The sequence below is a fragment of the Syntrophus aciditrophicus SB genome (genome assembly GCF_000013405.1).
GTDB lineage: Bacteria > Desulfobacterota > Syntrophia > Syntrophales > Syntrophaceae > Syntrophus > Syntrophus aciditrophicus.
This window is the reverse complement of the sequence record NC_007759.1, coordinates 2,075,671-2,097,169: the sequence shown is the minus strand read 5'-3', so window position 1 is coordinate 2,097,169 and position 21,499 is coordinate 2,075,671. Positions and strand designations below refer to the sequence as shown.

Here is a 21,499-nt window from a genome sequence, read left to right as displayed (position 1 = left end):
TCCCTTTCGGCAACGGAAACCCACTATCTATAAAGCTGGTTGACTGCCATCAAATCCGTGGTGCACTTAACCTATGGGGTTGTTTTTGTCAATAAATATTTTCAACTGTTGTAGATCCGCAGAGTTAGATAGAGGTTCGCCAACTCAAAAATTGAAAAATTGATTAAATAATTCTGCTATCCAGAATCAGCGCGGGTTGAGAAAGAATTTTTTCTTCAGGGCAAATTCTGAAGGAGGAGGGCTGCTCTCTGATCGTCAGGGAAAGAAGAAGATTGATCTTTTATGGAATTGATATTATAAGCAAAAAGGTGCTGTGGTCATGGTTCAAGGTCAGGTTGATCCGACATGACAGGGGCAGGGCGGAAACATACTGAAATAGAAAAATAACATTATTAAGAGGATGGTATGAAAGCGGGATTTATTCAGATCGGACCGGTTTTCGGAAAGGTTGCTGAGAATCTTCAGCAAACAGAGAGTCTGATAAATTGTACAAAGGCGGACCTTCTCGTACTTCCCGAGCTTTTTAATACCGGCTATCTTTTTACTGCCCACCAGGAAGTTGCTGAACTTGCCGAGGAGATTCCTGGCGGAAGAACGACAGAATTCCTGTGCGGAATGGCCCGACGCGGTGGTTCCTTTATTGTGGCCGGATTGGCCGAACGTGAGAAAGGACGGTTTTATAATTCAGCCGTTCTGGTCTCACCAAGGGGTTATCTGGGAACTTATCGTAAAATTCATCTGTTCAATGAAGAAAAACTTTGGTTTCAACCGGGAGATCGCGCCCCTGAACTTTATGATCTTGGCATCTGCCGCATCGGGATCATGATCTGTTTCGACTGGTTTTTTCCTGAGTTCATGAGGATTCTTTCCCTGAAGGGGGCGGATGTCATCTGCCACTGTGCCAACCTGGTTCTGCCTTTTTGCCAGGATGCCATGAAAACCCGCTGTCTGGAGAATCATGTCTATGCCATTACGGCCAATCGGACCGGGCAGGATGTCCGGGATGGCAGGACGCTTTCTTTTACCGGCAAAAGTCAGGTTACCGGTCCCCATGCCGATGTTCTTTATCAGGCCGGATCGATTGGCGATGAGGTGGCGGTTGTCGATATCGATGTTTCCCGGGCCAGGAACAAAAACCTGAATCCTTTTAACCACCTTTACAGGGACAGGAGGGTGGAGTTTTATCGGGAACTCTGTGAAGGCGGGAAATGAAAACCAGATGAATCCATATTTTCGCTTGAAAAAGAGGATTCTTTGGGATATAGCTTGCACCCGTACGACGATGGGCGGTTAACTCAGCGGGAGAGTGCTACCTTCACACGGTAGAAGTCACTGGTTCAATCCCAGTACCGCCTACCAATGAAATCAAGGGGTTGCAGGATTTACTGTAACCCCTTTTCTTTTATGCGTGCCGACTTGTCGACCTGTGAATTTTATGGACGGTCTTTTCAGAACAGAAAAAGATATTTTTCATGCGATCTGACCAACGCCCGAAATGCTTAGTGATCCGTGTCTTACGCCTTTGATGGCCTTCAATGCGTTGGAAAGCTTGCTGATGGTGGTCGGATTTCCCTTGACCGCGACGATTTCCAGGCAGTTGTCATGGTCGAGATGGATGTGCTGTGTTGACTTGATGACATCATGAAAATCGTGCTGGATATCAATTATTTTATTAAGCAAGTCCCGCTGATGATGGTCATAGATATAGGTAATGGCCCCGGCGACTTCCTGATCTTCCGTCCATTCCTTCTTCAATAGCTCCTGGCGGATCAGGTCGCGTATGGCTTCGGATCGGTTTGTGTAGTTCCGATCCTTGATGAACCGATCAAACTGTTTCAGTAACGTGTTGTCCAGTGATACACCAAACCTGACGATATCAGACATGATCTTCCTCTAAGCTGGAATAGGTTGATTTAATAGCACTTCGCGGGCGGATTCGTCAATTTCAAAAATTCGCAGTATTGCGGTTGGTCAGTCGAAGAAAATCCTGTTCCAGGCTGGAAGAGCTGTTATCGGGTGATGACGGCAAAATAAGCGCTTGCAACGGAATATGATGATGAAGATACTGTATTATGATTGTTTTTCAGGCATCAGCGGCGATATGAATCTGGGCGCCATGCTGGATCTGGGTGTTGATCCTGCATATCTGCTGGGGGAATTGAAGAAAGTGAACATCGATGATTCCTATGAAATTCGAATCAGCAGGGAAAAGCGGCGGGGTATTGAAGGAACCCGCTTCGAGGTGCTGCTTCAAACCCATGATCATTCCCATCAGCATCGAACATACTCCGATATTGCTCGCCTTCTTGAGGAAAGCGGAGTTTCCGCCCGGGCAAAAAATACAGGTCTCAATATCTTCCGGAAGGTCGCGGAAGCGGAAGCGAAGGTTCACGGATGTGATGTGGAAGAGGTCCATTTTCATGAAGTAGGAGCCCTCGATTCCATCGTGGACATTGTCGGCGCCGCGGTGTGCCTTGATTATTTACAAGTGGACCGTGTGCTTTCTTCTCCTGTTGAGATAGGGGGAGGCTTTGTCCGCTGCACCCACGGAATTCTGCCTGTCCCCGCGCCGGCAACAGTCGAGATTCTCAGGGGGATTCCCCTGAAATCCGGAGCGGTGGCTTTTGAAACCACGACGCCCACGGGAGCGGCGATCCTTGCCGCTACGGTAGACTCCTTTACGGATAAACTGAATTTTACCCCCGTGAAGATCGGTTACGGCGTCGGGCAGAGGGATACGGAAATTCCGAACGTCCTGAGAATTTATCTCGGAGAAAGCGGGGAGGGGGAGTCTGACCCGGATGTAGCGGAGCAGGATGCCTGGGTTCTGGAGTGTAACATCGACGACATGAATCCGGAACTGTATGATGCGGTTATGGATAGACTGTTCGAGAAGGGGGCGCTCGATGTCACGCTTACCCCGATTCTCATGAAAAAGTCCCGTCCCGCGGTGACCCTGAGCGTTATCTGCGATCAGGAAAGAAAAAAAGAAATGGAAGAAATCCTCTGGCTTCATACGTCGACTTTCGGTTTGAGGGCATACCGGATATCAAAAGTCATGCTGAAAAGGGACTTTTCCACAGTGGAGACGAAATACGGCCCCGTGACTATGAAGCAAGCCTACTTTAAAGGAAAGAGAATCAAGTCTAAACCGGAATATGAAGATTGCAAGAGACTGGCCGGGGAAAAGGGCGTCAGTATTCTGGAAATTCTGGATTTTCTGTCCAGCGGGAAATGCAGATGAGTCGATCTCAGAAATATGACATCCTTGTGAACTTTCTGAAATCTTATGGCTCCTGTGCTGTGGCCTTTTCCGGAGGGGTGGACAGCACATTCCTGCTTTGGGCTGCCCGGGAGGCTCTGGGGGACAGTGTTACCGCCTTGACGGCATCAGCGCCCTATATGCCGAAGGAGGAAATTTGTGAGGCAGGCCGGATTGCGGAAACCATTGGGGTTCGCCATGCCGTGCTGGAAATCCCATTGAACGAAGAGATCCGGTTCAATCCGGACGACCGCTGTTTCCGGTGCAAGAGACAGCTGTTTTCCGCCATGAAGGCCGAGGCGGATCAGCGGGGCATTCCCTCCGTCCTGGACGGTTCCAACCTGGATGACCTGCAGGATTACCGCCCCGGAATGAAGGCTTTGAAGGAGTTGAAAGTCCCCAGTCCTCTTCTGGAGCAGAGATGGCGCAAGAAGGAGATCCGGAAAATCGGACGGGAAATCGGTCTGCCCAACTGGCAGAAGGCGCCCGACGCCTGTCTTTTGTCCCGGATGCCGTATGGTCACGAGATTACCCTTCGCGAACTGGATCGAATCGAGAAAGCGGAGAACTACCTGAGGGAATCGGGTTTCCGCTGTGTCCGGGTCCGCAGCCACGGCAATCTTGCCCGGATTGAGGTCGGCAGGGAGGAGCGCCGGGATTTCTTCCGGGAAACAATCCTGGACGACGTATCCCGGGCCCTGAAGGCTTTGGGTTATGTCTTTGTGGCCCTGGAACTGGAAGGCTATGAGAGCGGAAATATGAACAGAAGCCTTTTGAAATCGGCATCTTCTTAGATTGGGAAAGCATGAGCAAAAATGGATACGGACGTACTCCGGGATATTCTTGAAAAAGTGAAGGAGGGCAGAGTCGCTGTCGATGAAGGAATGGCCCTTTTGAAGAGCCATTTTTATCTCGACGTGGGCTGTGCCAAGATCGACACTCACCGGGAATGGCGCGTCGGTTACCCGGAGGTGATCTTCTGTTCAGGCAAAACGGTTGAGCAGGTAAAAGCGATTGTTAAAGCGATGCTTGAACGCGAGGCCAATATTCTGGCGACGAGAGCCAGCGAAGATCTGTTCGAGGAAATCAGAAAAATCTGTCCCGCTGCCGTTTACTCCTCTCTGGCCAGGGCCTTTACCATAAAGAGAAAAGCCTTGGAGGTCTCTTCCGGCTATATCGCTCTGGTAACAGCTGGAACCTCGGACCTGCCGGTTGCCGAGGAAGCCGCCGTGACCGCGGAACTCTTCGGCAACCGGGTCGAAAGGATTGTCGATGTGGGCGTCGCAGGAATTCACCGCCTGTTTTACAATCTGGAGGCCATCCGGGGAGCCAGGGTGGTCATTGTCGTTGCCGGTATGGAAGGGGCATTGCCCAGCGTCGTGGGGGGGCTGGTCGACAAGCCCGTCATTGCCGTCCCAACAAGTGTCGGATACGGGGCGAGCTTCAATGGTCTTTCCGCGCTTCTTGCCATGCTGAACAGCTGCGCCAGCGGGGTCTGTGTCGTCAACATCGACAACGGATACGGCGCCGGATATCTCGCCGGTATGATCAACAGACTTTAGATCGACAGTCGTTAAAAATTTCTTCTGTTGTCTTTCCGGAAAGGGGGTACCATGAAGTCCTTTACTGTCAAGTCGGATGAACGCGTGGAAATGATCGATATTACGGCTCGAATTCGGGCGGCCGTCAAGGAGAGCAGGGTTAGAAACGGCATCTGTTATGTGTTTGTTCCTCATACGACGGCGGCAGTGACGGTCAACGAAAATGCCGATCCCGCCGTTCCCCGGGATATTCTGATGGGGCTGAGCAAAATCGTTCCCTTCGGCGATCCTCAATACCGCCATATGGAGGGAAACTCCGATGCCCACATCAAGACATCGCTCGTCGGTTCTTCAGAGATGGTGATCATTGAGAATGGCGGACTGGTGCTAGGAACGTGGCAATCGGTCTTCTTCTGTGAGTTTGACGGCCCGCGGACGAGAAAGGTGCTGGTCAAGATCCTGCCCGCCGAATGAGGGAAATCGAGGGGTTTATTCGATCACGATGGAACTGATATCCCTGTCCCATCCGTTTCCATGAAGGCTCCAAACTCCGTGAGGATTTGAGACCGTCCGGGTGAAAGAGCGGCTCCTTCCTTTGAAATTCGCATTCTGATAGACAGTCACCCGGTTGACATCCGACCCTATTTTCAGGCAGGCAATCCGATCATTCCAGGTTTCCGCAGAGTCCTGCGACCGGCTGCGCTGGGTCAGGTCATCAACCTGCTCGCCCTTGTTAAGGATAAGGCAGCTCTCGGGTTTGACGTTCAGACACCGGGGATTGTCGTAAAAAAGAACCTGTCCGGGAAGGGGAGTGGCAATGGGAAGAGGGGGGTCCGTGTCAAGTATCTCGACCCGGATGCCCTCAAAGGAGACTTTTTTCTTTCCCGAGTAGAAGTCGACTTCGGCGGGAGACTTCTGAAATCCACTGCCTGCCGAAGCAACGAGTTCCAGCTCGACCAGGATCGTATCTCCTGCTGTGACATGAATATCTGCGGAACCGTCTGCCTTTTCTTTTTCATAAATCTTCGGCGATGTGCCGTTTCCTGAGGCGTTTAAAAGGGTTAATTCCGCCATGGCTTTGCTCTGGATGCTGGAAATCGTCATCTTCAGAGTGACTTTCCCTGCCGAGGCTTTCGGAGTGTTTACAGTTCCGGAATAAGAGAGCCCGTAGAGGGTAATTCTTGCCCTTCCGTAGGTTTCTCCTCCGCTTCCCTTCTGGACGGAGAATCGTGTTCCCAGTTTAGCCCAGTAAGATGCTTTGGAGTCCGGTGACGCCTTGGCCATGGCCCGCAGGGTTTTCCGGGCCGCATTGGTGTCGGCGGATCCACCGTATTGAAGATTAAGGAAAGAAGGTTCGGGTGACCCCTTGCCGGATTCGTCAAACCGGGTCATGATTGCGATCGCCCCTTTATTTAAGGGAACACTACCGGCGCACAACGCCCTGGCCGGCAGAAGAAAAGTCAGGATGCCGGCAAGCATGAGTGACACGATGATGCATTTTTTTAAAGATGAGATCATGATGATAAAATTTCATCGCGGATTTATCCCCGATTATTAAAGCACAGGTATTTCAAGGATATATCCGCTTATATCTATAGCGGTAATGATATCCGGACAGTGCCGCCCCGTCCGAGGATATCGTGCAGATGGATGTAGCCCTGAAGCTGATTGCCGCCGTTTACAACGGCAAGGGCGGTGATTTCATCCTTCTGCATGAATTCGATTGTCTGGGCAAGAGACCAGCTGTCTTGAATCGACTTGGGCGAGCGGGTCATGATATCGTCAATCCGTTTTTCTGAAATATCGAGGCCTTTTCGAACGAGACGACGCACATCGCCATCGGTCAGGATGCCCTGGAGACGGTTGAGTTCATCGGTCACCAGAATAAAGCCCTTGTTTTTCTCATCGAGAACCGAGATGGCATCGATCGCCGATGTCCCGGCATAGATCTGAGGCATATCCGAACCACTGATCATGACATCCCGGACTTTTGCCCGCAAACGCTGTCCCAGGCTCCCCCCGGGATGGAATTTATAGAAATCCTTTTCGCTGAATTTGTGCTTGTCGATCAGGGCGACAGCCAGGGCGTCACCCATGGCCAGTGTGGCCGTGGAGCTTGAGGTGGGAGCCAGCCCGAAAGGGCATGCCTCCCGTTCCACGCCCACGTCGATCACCGCATCGCTGGCTCGCGCCATCGTTGAGGAGGGGTTGCCCGTAAAAGAAATCAGAGGAGTGCCGATTTTCTGCACGCTGCTGATGAGACGGTTTACTTCTTCGGTTTCCCCGCTGTTGGAAATGGCCAGAAGCACGTCATCCTTGGTTACAATGCCGAGATCGCCGTGAAGGCCTTCAACGGGATGAAGGAAAAGGGCCTGAGTGCCGGTGCTGGTCATCGTGGCGACAATCTTTTTCCCGATCAACCCGGATTTTCCGATTCCGGTCACAATCACCCTTCCTGGAGAACGATAGATAATATCCACTGCCCGGGAAAAATTTCCATCCAGTCTGCCGATAAGCTGCAGGATGCTTTCCGCTTCAATTCTGAGAACTTCTTCTGCCCGGACAATCGTCTGATCTTTTTGCATATTCTGTTGCCTTGTCATTAAGTTACTATATTTGTTTTTTATAAACCAGCCGCTTTGCTATCAAAAAAAAACCGGTGTGACAAGAATGATTTTCACCCTGATTCCCAAGATTACATCGTCGCCACGTTGTATAGCACCGGTTTTACGGGTATTTGGACACCTTATTTTGAGAGGGCCGGTTAAAATGGGGATGCTCGTCAATCTGAAAGATTGAGCCTTGAACATTGAGCATCCACTCGCTGGTTCTGTTTCCCGAGTGGGGATACGTTCTTTGTCGGGAATGATCGATCATTGCGCTGAAGGTCAGGTTAATGGTATAGTTCTTCCGGTCTTTTCTCTGTTTTTCTGTCAGGGATGAAAAACGCATTCAGAACGATATCAAGGAGCAGGAAGGAGGAAGAGTTCATGTCGAAAACGGAAGAAAATTTGGGTGAGGCATTTGCCGGTGAGTCCCAGGCCAATCGAAAGTATCTGGCTTTCGCGGCAAAGGCGGAACAGGAAGGATATTCCCAGGTTGCCAGACTATTCCGGGCGGCTGCCGAAGCCGAGACGGTTCACGCCCATAATCACCTGCGGGCCCTGAAGGGCATCCGCAGCACAAAAGAAAATCTGGAAGAGGCTGTTTCCGGGGAAAGTCACGAGTTCAGGGAAATGTACCCGGCGATGATCGATCAGGCCAGGGCCGAGGGAAATAAGGAGGCGGAACGTTCATTCGTGTATGCCAATGAGGTAGAGAAAGTGCATCACCGATTGTACGAAGAAGCGCTGGCGAAAATGGGCAGCGCTGAAGAAGTCTATCCGTATTACGTATGCCCGGTCTGTGGTTACACGGTTGGAAAAGATGCCCCGGAGACTTGTCCTGTCTGCGGCGCCAAGGGAAAGGTCTTCAAAAAGATCGACTGAGGTTTTCGAATATTTTCCCCCGGATTCATGAAGATTACTGCAAAGATCCTTTCGACGGCTGTTGGAGAATCCGTACTGTCGGGAGGATCTTTTTTTTGAGGAGAGTGAATACACAATGCCGGCGGACATTCTGATTCTGAGCGCGGGACTCGCCTTATTCCTCTTCGGGATGGTCAAATTAAGCCAGTCCATGCAGACGGTTTTTACGGAGAGGATACGCACCTATATCCGCTATGCCGTGGAAAGGCCGGTCTATGGCCTGCTCACCGGCATGATCACGACGATGCTTTTCCAGAGCAGTTCCGCCACGACCGTACTGACCATTGGGATGGTCAGTGCCGGATTGATCAGTTTTTATTCCTCGCTGGGCATCATCCTGGGAGCCGACATCGGAACGACGCTGACGGTGCAGCTTGTAGTCTGGAAAATGACCGCTCTGTCACCGGTGGTCGTCATTCTGGGCGGTCTGATCTGGGCCATTGGCAGAAATTCCTGGACGCTCATCGGGGAGGCGCTGTTTTACTTCGGTCTGATGTTTTTCGGACTGAGCCTGGCCACCACGGCTACGGCGCCTCTTCAGGACACGCCGTTTTTCGTTCATCTGTTTCAGGAAACGAAAAATCCGCTTCTGGGGGTTCTGGTGGGTGCGGTTTTTACGGGAATCATTCAATCTTCGGCGATCCCCATCAGCATGCTCGTCATCCTGGCTCAGCAGGGAGCCATGGGCATCGAGAACGCCCTGCCGATCGTGATGGGGGCCAATGTCGGAACGACCGCCACGGCCCTGCTGGCGGGATCTGTGGCGAGCATCAGCGGAAAACGGAGTGCGGCTTCACACTTCCTTTTTAAATTTCTCTGCGTTCTGATCTGTCTTGCGGTTTTTCCATTCTTTGTCGATATCCTTAAAAGAATGTCCACTTCGGCAGCTCAGCAGATTGCCCTGGGGCATCTGCTTTTCAATGTCCTGCTGGCGGTTTCCTTTATTTTCATTCTGAAGCCTTTTTCCCGCCTTATCGAAAAACTCATTCCCGGAACGGAGGAAACCCTTCCTCTTTGGCCTCTGTATCTGAATGAGACTTGTCTGAACAATCCGCCTGAAGCCCTCCGCTGTGTCAAAAAAGAACTGGAAAGAGAGGCTTTTCTGGCCAACAGAATGATGACCGAAAGTTTGGCCCTGTTTGAACATTATGAACGGGCCAGGCAGGAGAATATCCTCTATATGGAACTGGTCGTTGATCATCTCCGCAGAGACGTGGTCCGATATTTATGGAAGTTGTCACGTAATTCCCTGACCGCGCAGCCATCCCGGACGCTGTTCAACTATACCGCAATGGTGGATGACATCGAACGAATTGCCGATCATGCCGTCAATATCATAGAACTGGCACGGACTCGAAATAAAAGAAATGTTCAGTTTACGGAAATGGGAAAAGTGGAATTTGATCATATTCGGCAGCTTGTGGCAGCCAACGTGGATGACGCCCTGGCGCTGATTTCTCAGTGGGATGAAGAAAGAATTCGCAACATCACCTGCCGTGAAGCGCAGATCGATGTGGAAGTGAAGGAATCCAGGGATCGCCATCTGGTCCGTTTTTATAACCAGATTGACGCCGCTGAATCCGGTCCCATTTTCATTGAACTGCTCATTCAGCTGGAACGGATTTCGGATCACTGTCAGAATATCGCCGAATCGGTCGATGAACTGAAAGAGGAATGATTTCCGGCAAATTTCTTGACCCCCGGATAATCCCTGTGCTATTTTTTTGTTAATTTCAGCGGTCTTTTTCTCTTGGGTATTTCCAGCATTTTTTAATTTAATTCCGAAAGGTTTTATCAACCCACCGCATAAGGAGGCCGACTTATGGAAAAGCGTCTTAATGCCCTGAATGTCGCTCTGCAGAACGAAACAAATGAACGGGAGTTTTATCTGCAGCAGGCCGGAAGAACCGGGAATCCACTGGGAAAGGCGATGTTCGAACAGATCGCCGATGAAGAGCTGGAACACTACGAGAGGCTGAAGCAGCTCCATGACCGCTGGGTCAAGGAGGAAAAGTGGCCGGAGACGCTGCCGCTCAAGGTAAAAGAGACCTCCGTAAAGGATGTCCTGAAGAACGTCCTTAAATCCGTCAAGCAGATGGCTGCCGGAAACGCGGATGATATGGAAGCACTTCGGACAGCAATTGATTTTGAAGCGAAGGGAACGGCCTTTTACGCCCGCCTGCGGGATGAAGTGACCGATCCTCAGGAAAAAGCCTTTTTCGATCTTCTGTCCCGGATCGAGCACGAGCACTTTTCTTCTCTGAAAGACACAGAGCAATTCCTGACGAATCCCGCAGCCTGGTATCAGGAACAGGAAAGATCAGGGCTGGACGGCGCCTGATATGGAATCCGATGCCGGTGAGGAAAGGATATCTTCCCCTGCAGGATTCTCCAGGGCTTCCATCCGCAGGGTGAGATCATCCCAGTCTTTGTAAAACTGTTCAAGTTCCCTGTCTATCGAATGCAGCTCCTGCCGCAGCGTCTTCAGTTTTTCAGGGTCACGGTAGATGTCCGGTGTGCAGAGGGTCGCCTCGATGGCGCCTTTCTGTTCTTCCAGGGAGGTGATGGTCTGTTCGACGGCATCGAGTTCTTTTTTCAGGGTGCTGCGGATTTTCGCGCGCCGGTTTCGTTCCTCCGCTTCCAGCCGCCGCAGTTCTTTTCTCTGGAGCTTGCTTTCCCGGCCGTTATCGATCGGGACCGCCGCCTGCTTACCTGACTGCGCCGCACCGATGCCGCCCAGGAATTCCTCCCGTTTGGCAATGAAATAAGAATAGTTGCCCTTGTACTCAAAGGCCTGTCCATCCCGGATTTCGATGACCCGGTTGACAAGGCGGTCCAGGAAATACCGGTCATGGGAAACGAGGATTACGGTGCCGGAGTAGTCCAGCAGGGCTTCCTGGAAAATGTCCTTTGTCTTCATATCCAGGTGGTTTGTCGGTTCATCCAGAATGAGAAGATTGGCGTCCTGCATGAGGATTTTCAGCAGGGCAAGGCGGGATTTCTCGCCTCCGGAAAGGACGGCCACCGGTTTGTAAATGTCGTCGCCGGAAAACAGGAACGCCCCGAGAAGATTCCGTTTTTCCTGGTCGTTGCACCGGGTCGGGACGCTGTTGATGTCCTCCAGAATGGTCCTGTCGTAACTCAGATTTTCCGCGCTTTCCTGGGAGAAGAAAGAAAGTTTGACATGCAGCCCGTAATGGACATCGCCGGCGCTGGGTTCTTCGATCCGGCTCAGCAGTCGGGAAAGGGTGGATTTGCCCGCGCCGTTCATGCCCACCAGGGCGATTTTTTCCCCCCGTGTGACCGTGAAATTCACATTGGAAAACACTTCGTTGTCCCCATAGGCTTTGGACAACCCACGTACGGAAATCGCATCTCTGCCGCTGGGCGGGCATGCGGGAAAGTGGATGCGGACGGTTTTTTCGGCCCCTTCCGCACGGATCAGCTCTATTTTTTCGAGCATTTTTACGCGGCTCTGGACTTGGGCTGCCTTTGTTGCCTTGTAACGGAACCGTTCAACAAATTCCCGGATTTTCCTGATTTCCGCTTTCTGGCTTTCCATTTCCTTCAACAGGGCCAGGCGCCGTTTTTCTTTCTCGGCAAGATAATAGGAGTAGTTTCCCTTGTACAGCGTAATTCTCCCCTGGGACAGTTCCGCGGTCGAGGTCGTGATCTTGTCGAGAAAAGTGCGGTCGTGGGAGACGGTGATCAGCGTTCCCGGATAATCCCGCAGGTAGCTTTCCAGCCATTCCATGCTTTCCGTATCCAGGTGATTGGTGGGTTCGTCGAGGAGCATGATGTCCGGCCGCGACAACAGAATCACGGCAAGAAGAATCCTCATTTTCCAGCCGCCGGAGAATTCCAGGCAGTTTTTGGAAAAATCCGCATCCCGGAATCCGAATCCATGGAGCACCTGCCGGGCCCGGGCTTCGAAGGCATAGCCGTCTTTCGCCTGAAAAGCCGCCACAGCCTTCTCATAGGTTTTCAGCAGAGCCTCATGCTCAGGGTCGTCGGCCGGGCACAGAGAAACCCGCTCTTCGCAGGTTTTCATGGCGTCTTCCAGCTCTGCCAGTCCGCTGCGTTTTTTGAGAAAATCCAGGATATTGAGGGATTCCAGCTCAATGAGATCCTGGGGAAGATACCCCAGGGTCGTATTTTTCCGGTCGACGATGTCGATGCTGCCGCCGTCCAGCTCCAAGCCGCCCGCGATGGCCCGCAGCAGGGTCGTCTTGCCTGCGCCGTTGTCTCCCACCAGACCGATCCGGCTCCGAGGGGAAATCATCCAGCTTACGTCGTCAAAGATCACCCGGTCGCCGAAGGAAAGGCGGATATTGTTGAAATTAATCAAAACTCTGGACCTCTTTTTTTCATGCCGTTGTCGGGCAGGAAGGTTTTCGAACAGAGTCCGTTAATCAGAAATAAGGAAAAAATACAACTGTTGAAAAGTATGATCCGCGGAATTTACCATTGACAAGGGCGCTGGCCTCTGTATAACAGCCAAAGCGGAGAAGGTTGGTTTTTCCCGCGCGCAATGAAAACGAAGCGACGGGGGAAGTCGGGGAAAACCATTCAAGGTAACGGATTTATTTCGGTTCCAGATCAGAGGTGATATAGGGGCGGCCGGGCGGATGCGATGAAGGCGTACACATAAGAAAGCGTCGAAGAGCCGATAAAGCAGGCCACGAAGATAGTGCAGTGAAATGGAACCGAGGTGATTTTCCGATTAACGGAGCGACTGATCATATGAGCATATTTCAAAAGAAACAGGGATTTTTTGACAAACTGAAGCGGGGGCTTGCCAAGACGCGAGATCTGCTTTTGACCGATGTGGACGATATCATCCTGGGAAAGAAGGAGATCGATCAGGAGCTTTTCGATGAACTGGAGGAAGCGCTGATCGCGGCAGATGTGGGGCCGGCCTTTACCTCGGAACTGATTGAAAAGATGACCGATTCGGTCAAGCGGAAAGAACTGGATTCTCCCGAGCGGCTGAAGGAAGTCCTGCGCAGCACGATGAAAACACTTCTGAAGAAGAACGAAGCGCCGCTCGTTATCCCGGAGAAGCAGATTTTCACGATCCTCGTCGTCGGCGTCAACGGGACGGGAAAAACCACCACCATCGGCAAGCTGGCGAATCAATTCAAGGAGGAGGGTCGAACTGTTGCAATGGTTGCTGCCGACACCTTCCGGGCAGCGGCTATCGAGCAGCTGGAGATCTGGAGTCAGCGGGTGGGGGTGCCCCTGATAAAGCAGAAGCAGGATTCAGATCCCTCGGCGGTCGTTTTCGATGCGATTACAGCGGCAAAATCCGGCAAAGCGGAGGTGTTGATTATCGATACGGCGGGGAGGCTTCATACCCAAGTCAATCTCATGGAAGAAATGAAGAAGATGAAGCGGATCATGGGCCGCGAACTTCCCGGCGCGCCTCATGAGGTTCTCCTTGTCCTGGACGCGACGACGGGCCAGAACGCCGTCAACCAGGCGAAAATGTTCACCGATGCCGTGGGAGTGACCGGGATCGTCCTGACGAAACTCGACGGGACGTCCAAGGGCGGCGTCATTCTCCGGATCGCCCAGGAATACAACATCCCTATCCGGTACATCGGCATCGGCGAGGGGCTGGACGATCTCCGGGAATTCAATAGCGAGGAATTCGTGGAGGCCCTGTTCGAACAGGGCAATCATTAGCCCTTGGCCGCCAAGCTCTTTCAGCATGGACAAGCCTTTGTTGACAAGGGATTTTCCAATGCCTTGTCTCTGATACCCCGGCAACACGGAAAGCGGGCCGATACCGTACCAGATTCCTCTAAGGAATTTTGTTGCATATTGAGATGACTGAATCGATGCGGCATAGTTCCGTGACGAGGCTATGACCTTGTGTACCCGCTGTTAATGATCGCTTAACTTTACATTCATCTGTTCGAATAACGGAGTGAGTTCTTTCATACAGAAAGCCTGGTGTGCCTTGACGGCCTCCTGAAACAGATACCAGTCTGAATTTTGCCAATTACCCTTCCATTGATGGTGGTCTTTGAAAACAGTCAGGGAGGGCATGAAGTCGTCGGGGAGTCCCTTTATGGAAGTTTCAACGGCGCTGTTGAACCAGGTGCGTGGTTCGTAATCCGGCAGTCTGAACAACTTGTCGTATTTCTCGAGTCGGGCCTCCGCACCCATCAATTTTTCGCCGCTGAATACCGGTCCCATGGCATTCTGCAGGTCCTCCTGCAAAACAGGCCATGACGCGTCTTTATTCTTTCCTTTTGTACAGAGAGAGAATTCCTGAAACAGGCATTTGGCGGCATCGAGGAAACGGTGATGGTTGTTCACCTGATTGTTTATGATCCGGCTGTCGTTCCAGCAATGACCCATCCAGTCGGGATGATTGATGAAATCGGCATGTCCGATATTGGGCAGCAGATTCATGTCCTGTCCATTAATGCCGTCGTACCAGCCTACGAAGTTCTGATGCGCCCACGTGTCGGCGAAGGCGTGAGCGGCCACACCCAGACGATGAAGCCGGTATGGGGACTTTTCTTTTCGTGTTGCTTTCATGATCTTGCGGGCAAGATTGTTGCGGGGGGTCGTTGTTAAGATGTGCATCTTTCCATCAGACCGCCGAGCGGAGGGCGCAAGGGGATCACCGGGGAGAAAATGAAATATAGGGTAGATCCGCATCAGTTCGCGCTTGGGCTTGAGAATGTCCATGGTTTGACTGATATACACTTCATACTCTGTGCCGGAATCCGCATCGTGAATGGAACACAAGGTGTCATTGTCGTCTACGAGTTGAGAGGCGTGAGCGATGGTTCGAGCTTCTTCATCACTGAAGCCCGCTCGTCTGGCTATGATGCCGGTGATGTGGTAATGAAATTCCTTGTCCATTTTTGACACTCTTTCTGGCTGAGTTCGTTGTTCCTTTTCCTTCAAGGGGATATGGTTTCTACTTGCTTCCCCCGTATCCTCCTTTCCTGAACACATAAATCGCCCATCCCAACGTTTCTCTTCCCCACCTCAAATACGCTGTCTTGTTCTCACGCACGCGCTTCAGCACAGTCTCCACATCGGGATCGTTCTGATGGTCACTTGCCCAGGTTTCTGCAGCATACCATTGGAGCCCCTCATACTTATCCCAGTCATCCTGGCTGCTTACGAGTGTGTAGACCGCCTCCAATCCGTGCTCTCGCCCGACCTCTACATTCTGATAATGCGTTCCGAAGTCGCTCCGTGTCACTCCGATCGCTTGTAAATACTCTCCTTCCGGTTCATGACGCCAGTACGGTTCTCCCACAACGATCCAACTTTCCGGGGTTGCCATCCTGTATAGCGCGTTCAACGTCCCTCGATGCCCGCCATAAATCCAACTTGCACCGATGCAGGCTACCAGATCAAAGCTCTCCAGGGTTTCCGGGAGATACTCGGCCCCATCCATCTCCAGGAAGGAGAGTTGGGCATCCGGAACACGTGTCTGGTGCTTTTTGCGGACTTCTGCAATGCAGTAAGGAGAGAAATCAATCCCTGTTCCTGTCATTTGCCGATATCGTTCTGCAAGCCTGATAATAAATTCGCCCTTTCCGGTGGCGATTTCAAGCACGCGTGCGCCAGGTTTCAGACGCAGAAGCGTAATCAGCTGATCCAATTTCTCAAGACTCATCGGATTGCAGAGGATGTGCTCACGATGAGTGATGTCAAAGAACTTCCACATGTCCATAGGTGTACCCCCTCTGTCAATGTTGATCTAACTTCTTTATATCTCGTTTGCTTTACTGGTAAAATTTTCGTGTTTGGCTTCTGTTTAAAATGCTCACGATCAGCTTTTTGACCGTTTCCATCTCTTCCGGTTTGCTGACCGCAACGAAGAGAGTGATACTTGCCAACGCCTCATTGCTGATCAGTGTTTCCTTCCGGTCATTGTACGGCCTGGTAATCTCTGTGAACCGTCCGGTGCTGACCCGGAAGCCTGCCCCATTCTTCAAAGCCACATGACCTGAGAAGACGGATGCTTGGTTCGTTGTGCGAAAACACGAAACCCAGGACCGTCTTTATCCTTAATTTCTGCGTCATTCCCAATGCTTCCGCAAGCAGGCGGCGCCCAGTCCTTTGCCGCACTCTTCAGGCGAGATGTAGATACTGATCTCCGCCGTGTGATTATACGTCTGCCATATGCCTTGCTTTTCAGCCTGCCTTTAACTGCGGCGAATCTTTATAAATCCCTTGACATAGCGTATGCAACTCTTTATTTTCCTCTGTCCGGCTATCATGTCAAAATTAAGGTTCTCGTGACGGCGGAGATCTTTCTAGGTTGGCCATTCCTTCCTTGTTGCGGTTGAAATTCAATGAGCAGCTTCGACTCCGGTCAACCCCGGACAACCTTCAGGGAGATTACCGGAAAGGGTTTCGTTTTTATCTGGACTTTGAGCGCGTCTGAATTAACAGGGAGAGAAAATAAAATGAAAATCATCGAATGCGTGCCCAATTTCAGCGAGGGAAGAAACCGCGAGGTCGTCGAAAGCATCGTTGCGGTATTGACCGCTGTTTCTGGTATCCGGCTCCTTGATTACAGCCTGGATGCGGATCATCACCGCAGCGTGGTCACCTTCATCGGATCACCGGACACGGTGGTTGCCGGTGCGCTGGCGGCCTGTAACCGGGCGGTTGAACAAATCGACATGCGGAAACATCGGGGCGGCGTTCATCCCCGCATCGGCGCGGTGGATGTGGTGCCTTTTATTCCCCTGGACGATGCGGAGATGAAGGACGCCATTGCCGCCGCACACAGCTTTGGGGCTATATTCGGCGACCAGAATCAAATCCCCGTTTACTTTTACGGAGCTGCAGCCTTGACGTCCGAGCGAAGGGAACTTCCCGCTGTGAGAAGGGGAGGGTACGAGAGCCTTGAAGAACGACTGAAAGATCCTTCCTGGAAGCCCGATGCGGGACCCGCTGTTTTTAACGCGAAAAGCGGGGCCACGGCTGTGGGAGCGAGAATTCCCCTTGTCGCCTTCAATGTGGTGCTGAACTGTTGCGATCTGGAACCAGCCCGGGAAATCGCCCGATGCATCCGCCAGTCCAGCGGCGGGCTGCCGCACGTGAAAGCCATCGGGATTCCCCTGGAAAGTCGGCAGGTCGTGCAGGTCTCGATGAATCTCACCGATTACCGGGAGACCTCCATGTGCCGCGTTTTCGATGAGATCAAGGCCAGGGCTGAGTGTTTGGGCGTCGAAATCCTGGAATCAGAGCTGATCGGACTGGTCCCCCGGGATGCCCTGGGCGGAAGAGACCCCGAATATTTCAAGCTGAAGGATTTCACCAGCAGCCGCATTCTCGAAGAGTGCCTCTGCGATCCCGATTTCCCATTCAAGAAAGCCGAATAATTCAGCTGATTATATATTGATCTCCGTGTTCCCTTTTCGACCCGTCCAGGGAGGGGAATCTCAAAAAGCGACGGCCTGCGCGGGAACAAACGCTCCAGCTCGGGTCGCGATCTGGACTATCCTTTGCTGTGTCTGGCAGTGCAGGGAAATCATCCTTCTCCCCGTTGACCAATCCATTTATCTCCCGGCGAAAATTATCAGTCATTCCGCGCTGATTTCCATCCTGGCTTCCCTGAGAACGTCAGGGGTCAAAATAAGAATTTTGGAAGTCACAAATCAGGGTTATCCTTATAGTTCATCCGGATAAGTTATCTTATAGTGGAATGAATCCATAGAATGATCAATAAAATGCCTTCAAAAGAATGGTATGAAATGAAGCGTTGATTTCATTTCCTTGTCCGGGAGGATGGAAAAGGCATGGAGGAAAGACAGAACCGGCTTTGCCGGAAATGGCCCTCTGGAATTCCGGGGGCTTTGTCTGACAGAAAGGCAGTCTTCTCATGGGCATCACGAATTCAAGCACAGGAAAACACCGGAATGAAAGCGGCTTTACCCTCATCGAAATCCTGATCGTCGTCATCATCATCGGTCTCATCGCTTCCCTCATCGCACCCAATCTGATCGGAAGGTTCGAACGTTCCAAGGAGGAAATCGCCAAGACACAGGTGGAAATGCTGTCCTCCAGCGTCCTGGCTTTCAAGGTGGATGTCGGCCGCTACCCCGAAACGCTGGAGGAGTTGATCAAATCGTCGGACGCGAAATGGCGGGGACCCTATCTTTCCAAACAGATGATCCCCAGGGATCCCTGGGATCAGGAGTATCAGTACAAAGCCCCCGGCGAGCACGGTCCCTTTGACCTCTATTCTCTTGGAACCAACGGCAAGCTGGATGAACAATCCATCAAGAACTGGTAGCCATGCACCTTTCGCAATTTTTGCAGGAAACCTGTCATCTGACGGATGAGGACCTCAAAAAAGCTCTGAAGCTTCAGAGGGATTTGGGGGGGGAGCTCGGCCGCCTGCTGGTGCAGATCGGCGCCATGACCGAAAGTCAGCGGGTCGAGGCTTTGTCCTCGTATCTCGACATTCCCCTGTATTCCGGCGGGGGGGCGATGGAGGATTCTCTGGCCGCCTTTCTCAGCAATCGCCTGGACTATGATTTCCTGCTCAAAAACCACTTCATCCCCCTGGCGGTGGATCACGAAAGGAAACTCCTTGAGGCTCTGACCAGCGATCCTTTCAATTCCTCCATGTCCGATTACGTGGTCAAGAACCTTGGCTATGCCGTCCGCCTGATTCTCGCTCCGGAAAAAACCGTCGATGAACTGGCAAGGAGCTATCTGGACGGCCAGGATCGGGAGTTCGTATCCCTGGTCGTCGAAGAGGACGCGGAAAAACTCAAGGAAATGGCCTTCGAGGCGCCGGTGATCAAGTACCTCAACAGCCTCCTGAACAAGGCCGTGGAAATGCGGGCCTCCGACATCCATATCGAGTCTTCGGAGAAGAAATACCGGGTCCGATTCCGGATCGACGGGATTCTGCACGACATCGATACGCTGGAGGAGGCGTTTTATCTGGCCACGGTTTCGCGCATCAAACTGCTGGCGGAACTGGACATCGCGGAAAAGAGGCTGCCTCAGGACGGAAAATTCACGACCCGAATCGCCTCGCTTTTTCTGGACATCCGCGTCTCCACTCTGCCCACGATCAACGGGGAAGGCGTGGTCCTGCGACTGCTCTATCGGGAAAAGGTTTCCCTGGATCTGGATTATCTGGGGCTGGATGCGGACCACAAAGCCGTTGCCGTGGAACTGATTTCCCACCCTTACGGAATGATCCTCGTGACCGGGCCGACCGGATCGGGGAAGAGCACGACCCTGTATTCCATGCTGACCCGCCTGAATCATCCGGACCGCAAGATCATTACCATCGAAGATCCGGTGGAGTACCAGCTGCAGGGGATCAATCAGATCCAGGTCCGCGGTGAAATCGGATTGACCTTTGCCGCCGCCCTGCGCTCCATTCTCCGCCATGACCCCGACATCGTGATGGTCGGTGAGATCCGCGATCGGGAAACGGCGGAAATCTCCATCCAGTCCGCCCTGACGGGGCACCTGGTCCTTTCGACCCTGCATACCAATGATTCCCCCAGCAGCCTCTTCCGTCTGATCGAAATGGGCATCGAAGACTACCTGCTGAACGCGGCCATCATCGGGGTCATGGCTCAGCGGATCATTCGGAAAAACTGTCCCTTCTGCAGCCGTCCCGATCCGGCGGCGGAACCACCGCTGCGGGAATACGGCCTTCATGAACTCGCCGAAAAGTACGCGCCCCTTCTGGAAGAGGGGATATCTCTCCGTCGCGGAGAGGGATGTCCTCAATGTGGGGAAACAGGCTATCGGGGGAGAATCGCCATCTTTGAACTCTTTGAATATACTGATGATCTCAAGGAGATTCTTCTGAAAAAGCGGTCGCTGGAAGCCCTGCGCGCGGCCCTGACGGAACGGACGTCCTTTCGCCGGCTCCGGGAAGACGGCATCCTGAAGGTTGTCCGGGGAGAGACCACTCTTGAAGAAGTGTTGAGGGTCTGCTGATGGAATTTGCCTATTCAACCCTCGATTCTGCCGGTCAGGAAAACCGGGGCATCCTCTCCGCCGGTGATCGGATGGAGGCCCTGGCCAAGCTGAGGGCGCGGGGGTTGACGGTTACGAGTCTGGTCGAAAAGAGGAAAAAATCGGAGTTTCGGTTTGCCTGGCGCAAGGGGATTTCACTGCAGGATCTTTACAGCCTTTCCCGGGAAGTGAGCACCCTCCTGCGTTCGGGCATGCGGATCGACCGCTCGCTGGAACTGCTGCGCAACGGCGCGAAAAAGCAGGCCATCAGGGATGTGCTGACCGCTGTGCTCAATGACGTCAAGGCAGGAGGCGATGTCGCGGCGGCCTTTGAAAAGACAGGCTCTTTTTCACCCTTCCTGGTCAGCATGATTCAGGTCAACGAGGCGGCCGGCAATCTGCAGGCGGCCTTCGAAAACATCGCCCAGTACCTGAAATTCCAGATTTCCTTCCGTGCGGAAATCCGGAATGCCATGACTTATCCTCTGTTCCTGATCTGTGCCAGCATCCTGACGTTTCTGGCCATTTTCCAATTTGTGGTTCCCCGGTTTTTCAGCATCTTCGGCACGAACACGACCAGTCTGCCCCTGCCTGCTCTTGTGCTTTACACCTTGAGCGAATGGTTCAACTTCACCAGCCTGGCCATCTTTATGGGCGCGGGCGGCGTTTTGTGGCTGGCCCGGAAACTTTATCCCGGCCGCGTTCGGCTGCCGAATCTTTCCAGCCGCCTGATCTCTCTGCCCGGGGTGGGGAAGCTGATTCTCAACCTCGAAATTTCCCGCTTCTGCTATTCCATGTACTCCATGCTGTTAAGCGGCGTCGAATTCCTGCGGGCGCTGAGGCTTTCCATCTCTCTGATTCAGAATGCCACCCTGCGGAACGCCCTGACGCCCATCGTGGGACAGATCAGGGAGGGGCGGAAGATTGCCGATGTCTTTGCCGAAATTTCCCTCCTGCCCGACATCATGCCGAACATGATCCGGGTGGGCGAGGAGAGTTCCAACCTGAAGGAAATCTTTTTTGAACTCTACACGATGTTCGACGAACGCTTCAAAAACAGCATCAAACGTCTGCTGACTCTTGTGGAGCCCGTGATTATCGTCGTGATGGGTGTCGTGGTCGGGTTTATCGTCATTACCCTGATCATGACGGTCATGAGCGTCAGCAGCATCAAGCTTTGAGGCGTC

20 protein-coding genes and 1 tRNA gene are annotated in these 21,499 nt (G+C 52.4%); 14 read left to right on the top strand and 7 right to left on the bottom strand.

Annotated features, from left to right (window positions below; all coding sequences use genetic code 11):
* The first annotated feature begins 405 nt into the window (after window positions 1-405).
* Window positions 406-1,212, top strand: a complete 807-nt coding sequence (locus SYN_RS09640) for a nitrilase-related carbon-nitrogen hydrolase (RefSeq protein WP_011417918.1) — start codon at window positions 406-408, stop codon at window positions 1,210-1,212.
* A gap of 72 nt (window positions 1,213-1,284) precedes the next feature.
* Window positions 1,285-1,359 (top strand) — tRNA-Val (locus SYN_RS09635).
* Window positions 1,360-1,470: 111 nt separating this feature from the next.
* Here the strand turns inward: SYN_RS09635 and nikR are convergent.
* The gene (gene nikR / locus SYN_RS09630) at window positions 1,471-1,884 is read right to left on the bottom strand and encodes a nickel-responsive transcriptional regulator NikR (RefSeq protein ID WP_011417917.1); all 414 of its coding nucleotides are present in this window, start codon (window positions 1,882-1,884) and stop codon (window positions 1,471-1,473) included.
* A 172-nt stretch (window positions 1,885-2,056) separates the two neighbouring features.
* On the opposite strand from nikR, the gene larC reads away from it, so the two are divergent.
* The 4 genes from larC to SYN_RS09610 are packed head-to-tail and all read left to right on the top strand — an operon-like array spanning window position 2,057 to window position 5,277.
* Window positions 2,057-3,244 carry a nickel pincer cofactor biosynthesis protein LarC gene (gene larC / locus SYN_RS09625; protein WP_041584963.1) on the top strand — a complete coding sequence of 396 codons (1,188 nt, stop codon included), beginning with the start codon at window positions 2,057-2,059 and terminating at the stop codon, window positions 3,242-3,244.
* Window positions 3,241-4,056: an ATP-dependent sacrificial sulfur transferase LarE gene (gene larE, locus SYN_RS09620; RefSeq protein WP_041584962.1), complete on the top strand. Its 816-nt coding sequence runs from the start codon at window positions 3,241-3,243 to the stop codon at window positions 4,054-4,056. The genes larC and larE overlap by 4 nt, the downstream gene beginning before the upstream one ends.
* Window positions 4,057-4,077: 21 nt before the next feature.
* Window positions 4,078-4,824 (top strand): nickel pincer cofactor biosynthesis protein LarB, encoded by a 747-nt coding sequence (gene larB, locus SYN_RS09615; RefSeq protein ID WP_011417914.1) that lies wholly within the window; start codon window positions 4,078-4,080, stop codon window positions 4,822-4,824.
* Between the two features lie 51 nt (window positions 4,825-4,875).
* Window positions 4,876-5,277, top strand: coding sequence for a secondary thiamine-phosphate synthase enzyme YjbQ (locus tag SYN_RS09610; protein ID WP_041584961.1), 402 nt, complete (start codon window positions 4,876-4,878; stop codon window positions 5,275-5,277).
* A gap of 15 nt (window positions 5,278-5,292) precedes the next feature.
* Here SYN_RS09610 and SYN_RS09605 read toward each other — a convergent pair whose 3' ends face one another.
* Together SYN_RS09605 and SYN_RS09600 are read right to left on the bottom strand one after the other, a co-directional pair.
* Window positions 5,293-6,321, bottom strand: coding sequence for a hypothetical protein (locus SYN_RS09605; protein WP_011417912.1), 1,029 nt, complete (start codon window positions 6,319-6,321; stop codon window positions 5,293-5,295).
* A 74-nt stretch (window positions 6,322-6,395) separates the two neighbouring features.
* Window positions 6,396-7,388 carry a KpsF/GutQ family sugar-phosphate isomerase gene (locus tag SYN_RS09600; protein WP_041584959.1) on the bottom strand — a complete coding sequence of 331 codons (993 nt, stop codon included), beginning with the start codon at window positions 7,386-7,388 and terminating at the stop codon, window positions 6,396-6,398.
* Window positions 7,389-7,793: 405 nt separating this feature from the next.
* Here SYN_RS09600 and SYN_RS09590 point away from each other — a divergent pair, with 405 nt between their 5' ends.
* The 3 genes from SYN_RS09590 (at window position 7,794) to SYN_RS09580 (ending at window position 10,671) form a co-directional block, all read left to right on the top strand.
* Entirely contained in the window at window positions 7,794-8,291 is a 498-nt protein-coding gene (locus SYN_RS09590; RefSeq protein ID WP_041584958.1) for a rubrerythrin family protein, read from the top strand.
* A gap of 115 nt (window positions 8,292-8,406) precedes the next feature.
* Complete coding sequence (locus tag SYN_RS09585; protein ID WP_041584957.1) at window positions 8,407-10,008, top strand: Na/Pi cotransporter family protein; 1,602 nt, start codon at window positions 8,407-8,409, stop codon at window positions 10,006-10,008.
* A 144-nt stretch (window positions 10,009-10,152) separates the two neighbouring features.
* Window positions 10,153-10,671, top strand: coding sequence for a ferritin-like domain-containing protein (locus SYN_RS09580; RefSeq protein ID WP_011417907.1), 519 nt, complete (start codon window positions 10,153-10,155; stop codon window positions 10,669-10,671).
* Here SYN_RS09580 and SYN_RS09575 read toward each other — a convergent pair.
* Complete coding sequence (locus SYN_RS09575) at window positions 10,651-12,678, bottom strand: ABC-F family ATP-binding cassette domain-containing protein (RefSeq protein WP_011417906.1); 2,028 nt, start codon at window positions 12,676-12,678, stop codon at window positions 10,651-10,653. The genes SYN_RS09580 and SYN_RS09575 overlap by 21 nt on opposite strands.
* Window positions 12,679-13,073: 395 nt before the next feature.
* On the opposite strand from SYN_RS09575, the gene ftsY reads away from it, so the two are divergent.
* Window positions 13,074-14,018: a signal recognition particle-docking protein FtsY gene (gene ftsY / locus SYN_RS09570; protein WP_041584956.1), complete on the top strand. Its 945-nt coding sequence runs from the start codon at window positions 13,074-13,076 to the stop codon at window positions 14,016-14,018.
* A 201-nt stretch (window positions 14,019-14,219) separates the two neighbouring features.
* On the opposite strand, the gene SYN_RS09565 is transcribed toward ftsY, so the two are convergent.
* Genes SYN_RS09565 through SYN_RS09555 form a run of 3 tightly spaced genes read right to left on the bottom strand, consistent with a single transcriptional unit; the run spans window position 14,220 to window position 16,303 of the window.
* Entirely contained in the window at window positions 14,220-15,212 is a 993-nt protein-coding gene (locus tag SYN_RS09565) for a DUF6765 family protein (protein WP_041584955.1), read from the bottom strand.
* A 58-nt stretch (window positions 15,213-15,270) separates the two neighbouring features.
* Complete coding sequence (locus tag SYN_RS09560) at window positions 15,271-16,038, bottom strand: class I SAM-dependent methyltransferase (protein ID WP_011417903.1); 768 nt, start codon at window positions 16,036-16,038, stop codon at window positions 15,271-15,273.
* Between the two features lie 52 nt (window positions 16,039-16,090).
* Window positions 16,091-16,303 (bottom strand): hypothetical protein, encoded by a 213-nt coding sequence (locus tag SYN_RS09555; RefSeq protein WP_041584954.1) that lies wholly within the window; start codon window positions 16,301-16,303, stop codon window positions 16,091-16,093.
* Window positions 16,304-16,777: 474 nt separating this feature from the next.
* Here SYN_RS09555 and ftcD point away from each other — a divergent pair, with 474 nt between their 5' ends.
* The 4 genes from ftcD (at window position 16,778) to SYN_RS09530 (ending at window position 21,493) form a co-directional block, all read left to right on the top strand.
* A complete protein-coding gene (gene ftcD, locus SYN_RS09550) occupies window positions 16,778-17,701 on the top strand; it encodes a glutamate formimidoyltransferase (RefSeq protein WP_041584953.1) in 924 nt (307 codons plus the stop codon).
* 500 nt (window positions 17,702-18,201) lie between these two features.
* Window positions 18,202-18,615, top strand: a complete 414-nt coding sequence (gene gspG, locus SYN_RS09540) for a type II secretion system major pseudopilin GspG (protein WP_011417898.1) — start codon at window positions 18,202-18,204, stop codon at window positions 18,613-18,615.
* Window positions 18,616-18,617: 2 nt separating this feature from the next.
* Window positions 18,618-20,294 carry a GspE/PulE family protein gene (locus tag SYN_RS09535; protein ID WP_011417897.1) on the top strand — a complete coding sequence of 559 codons (1,677 nt, stop codon included), beginning with the start codon at window positions 18,618-18,620 and terminating at the stop codon, window positions 20,292-20,294.
* Complete coding sequence (locus SYN_RS09530) at window positions 20,294-21,493, top strand: type II secretion system F family protein (protein WP_011417896.1); 1,200 nt, start codon at window positions 20,294-20,296, stop codon at window positions 21,491-21,493. Before SYN_RS09535 ends, SYN_RS09530 begins: the two co-directional genes overlap by 1 nt.
* Window positions 21,494-21,499: the final 6 nt, after the last annotated feature.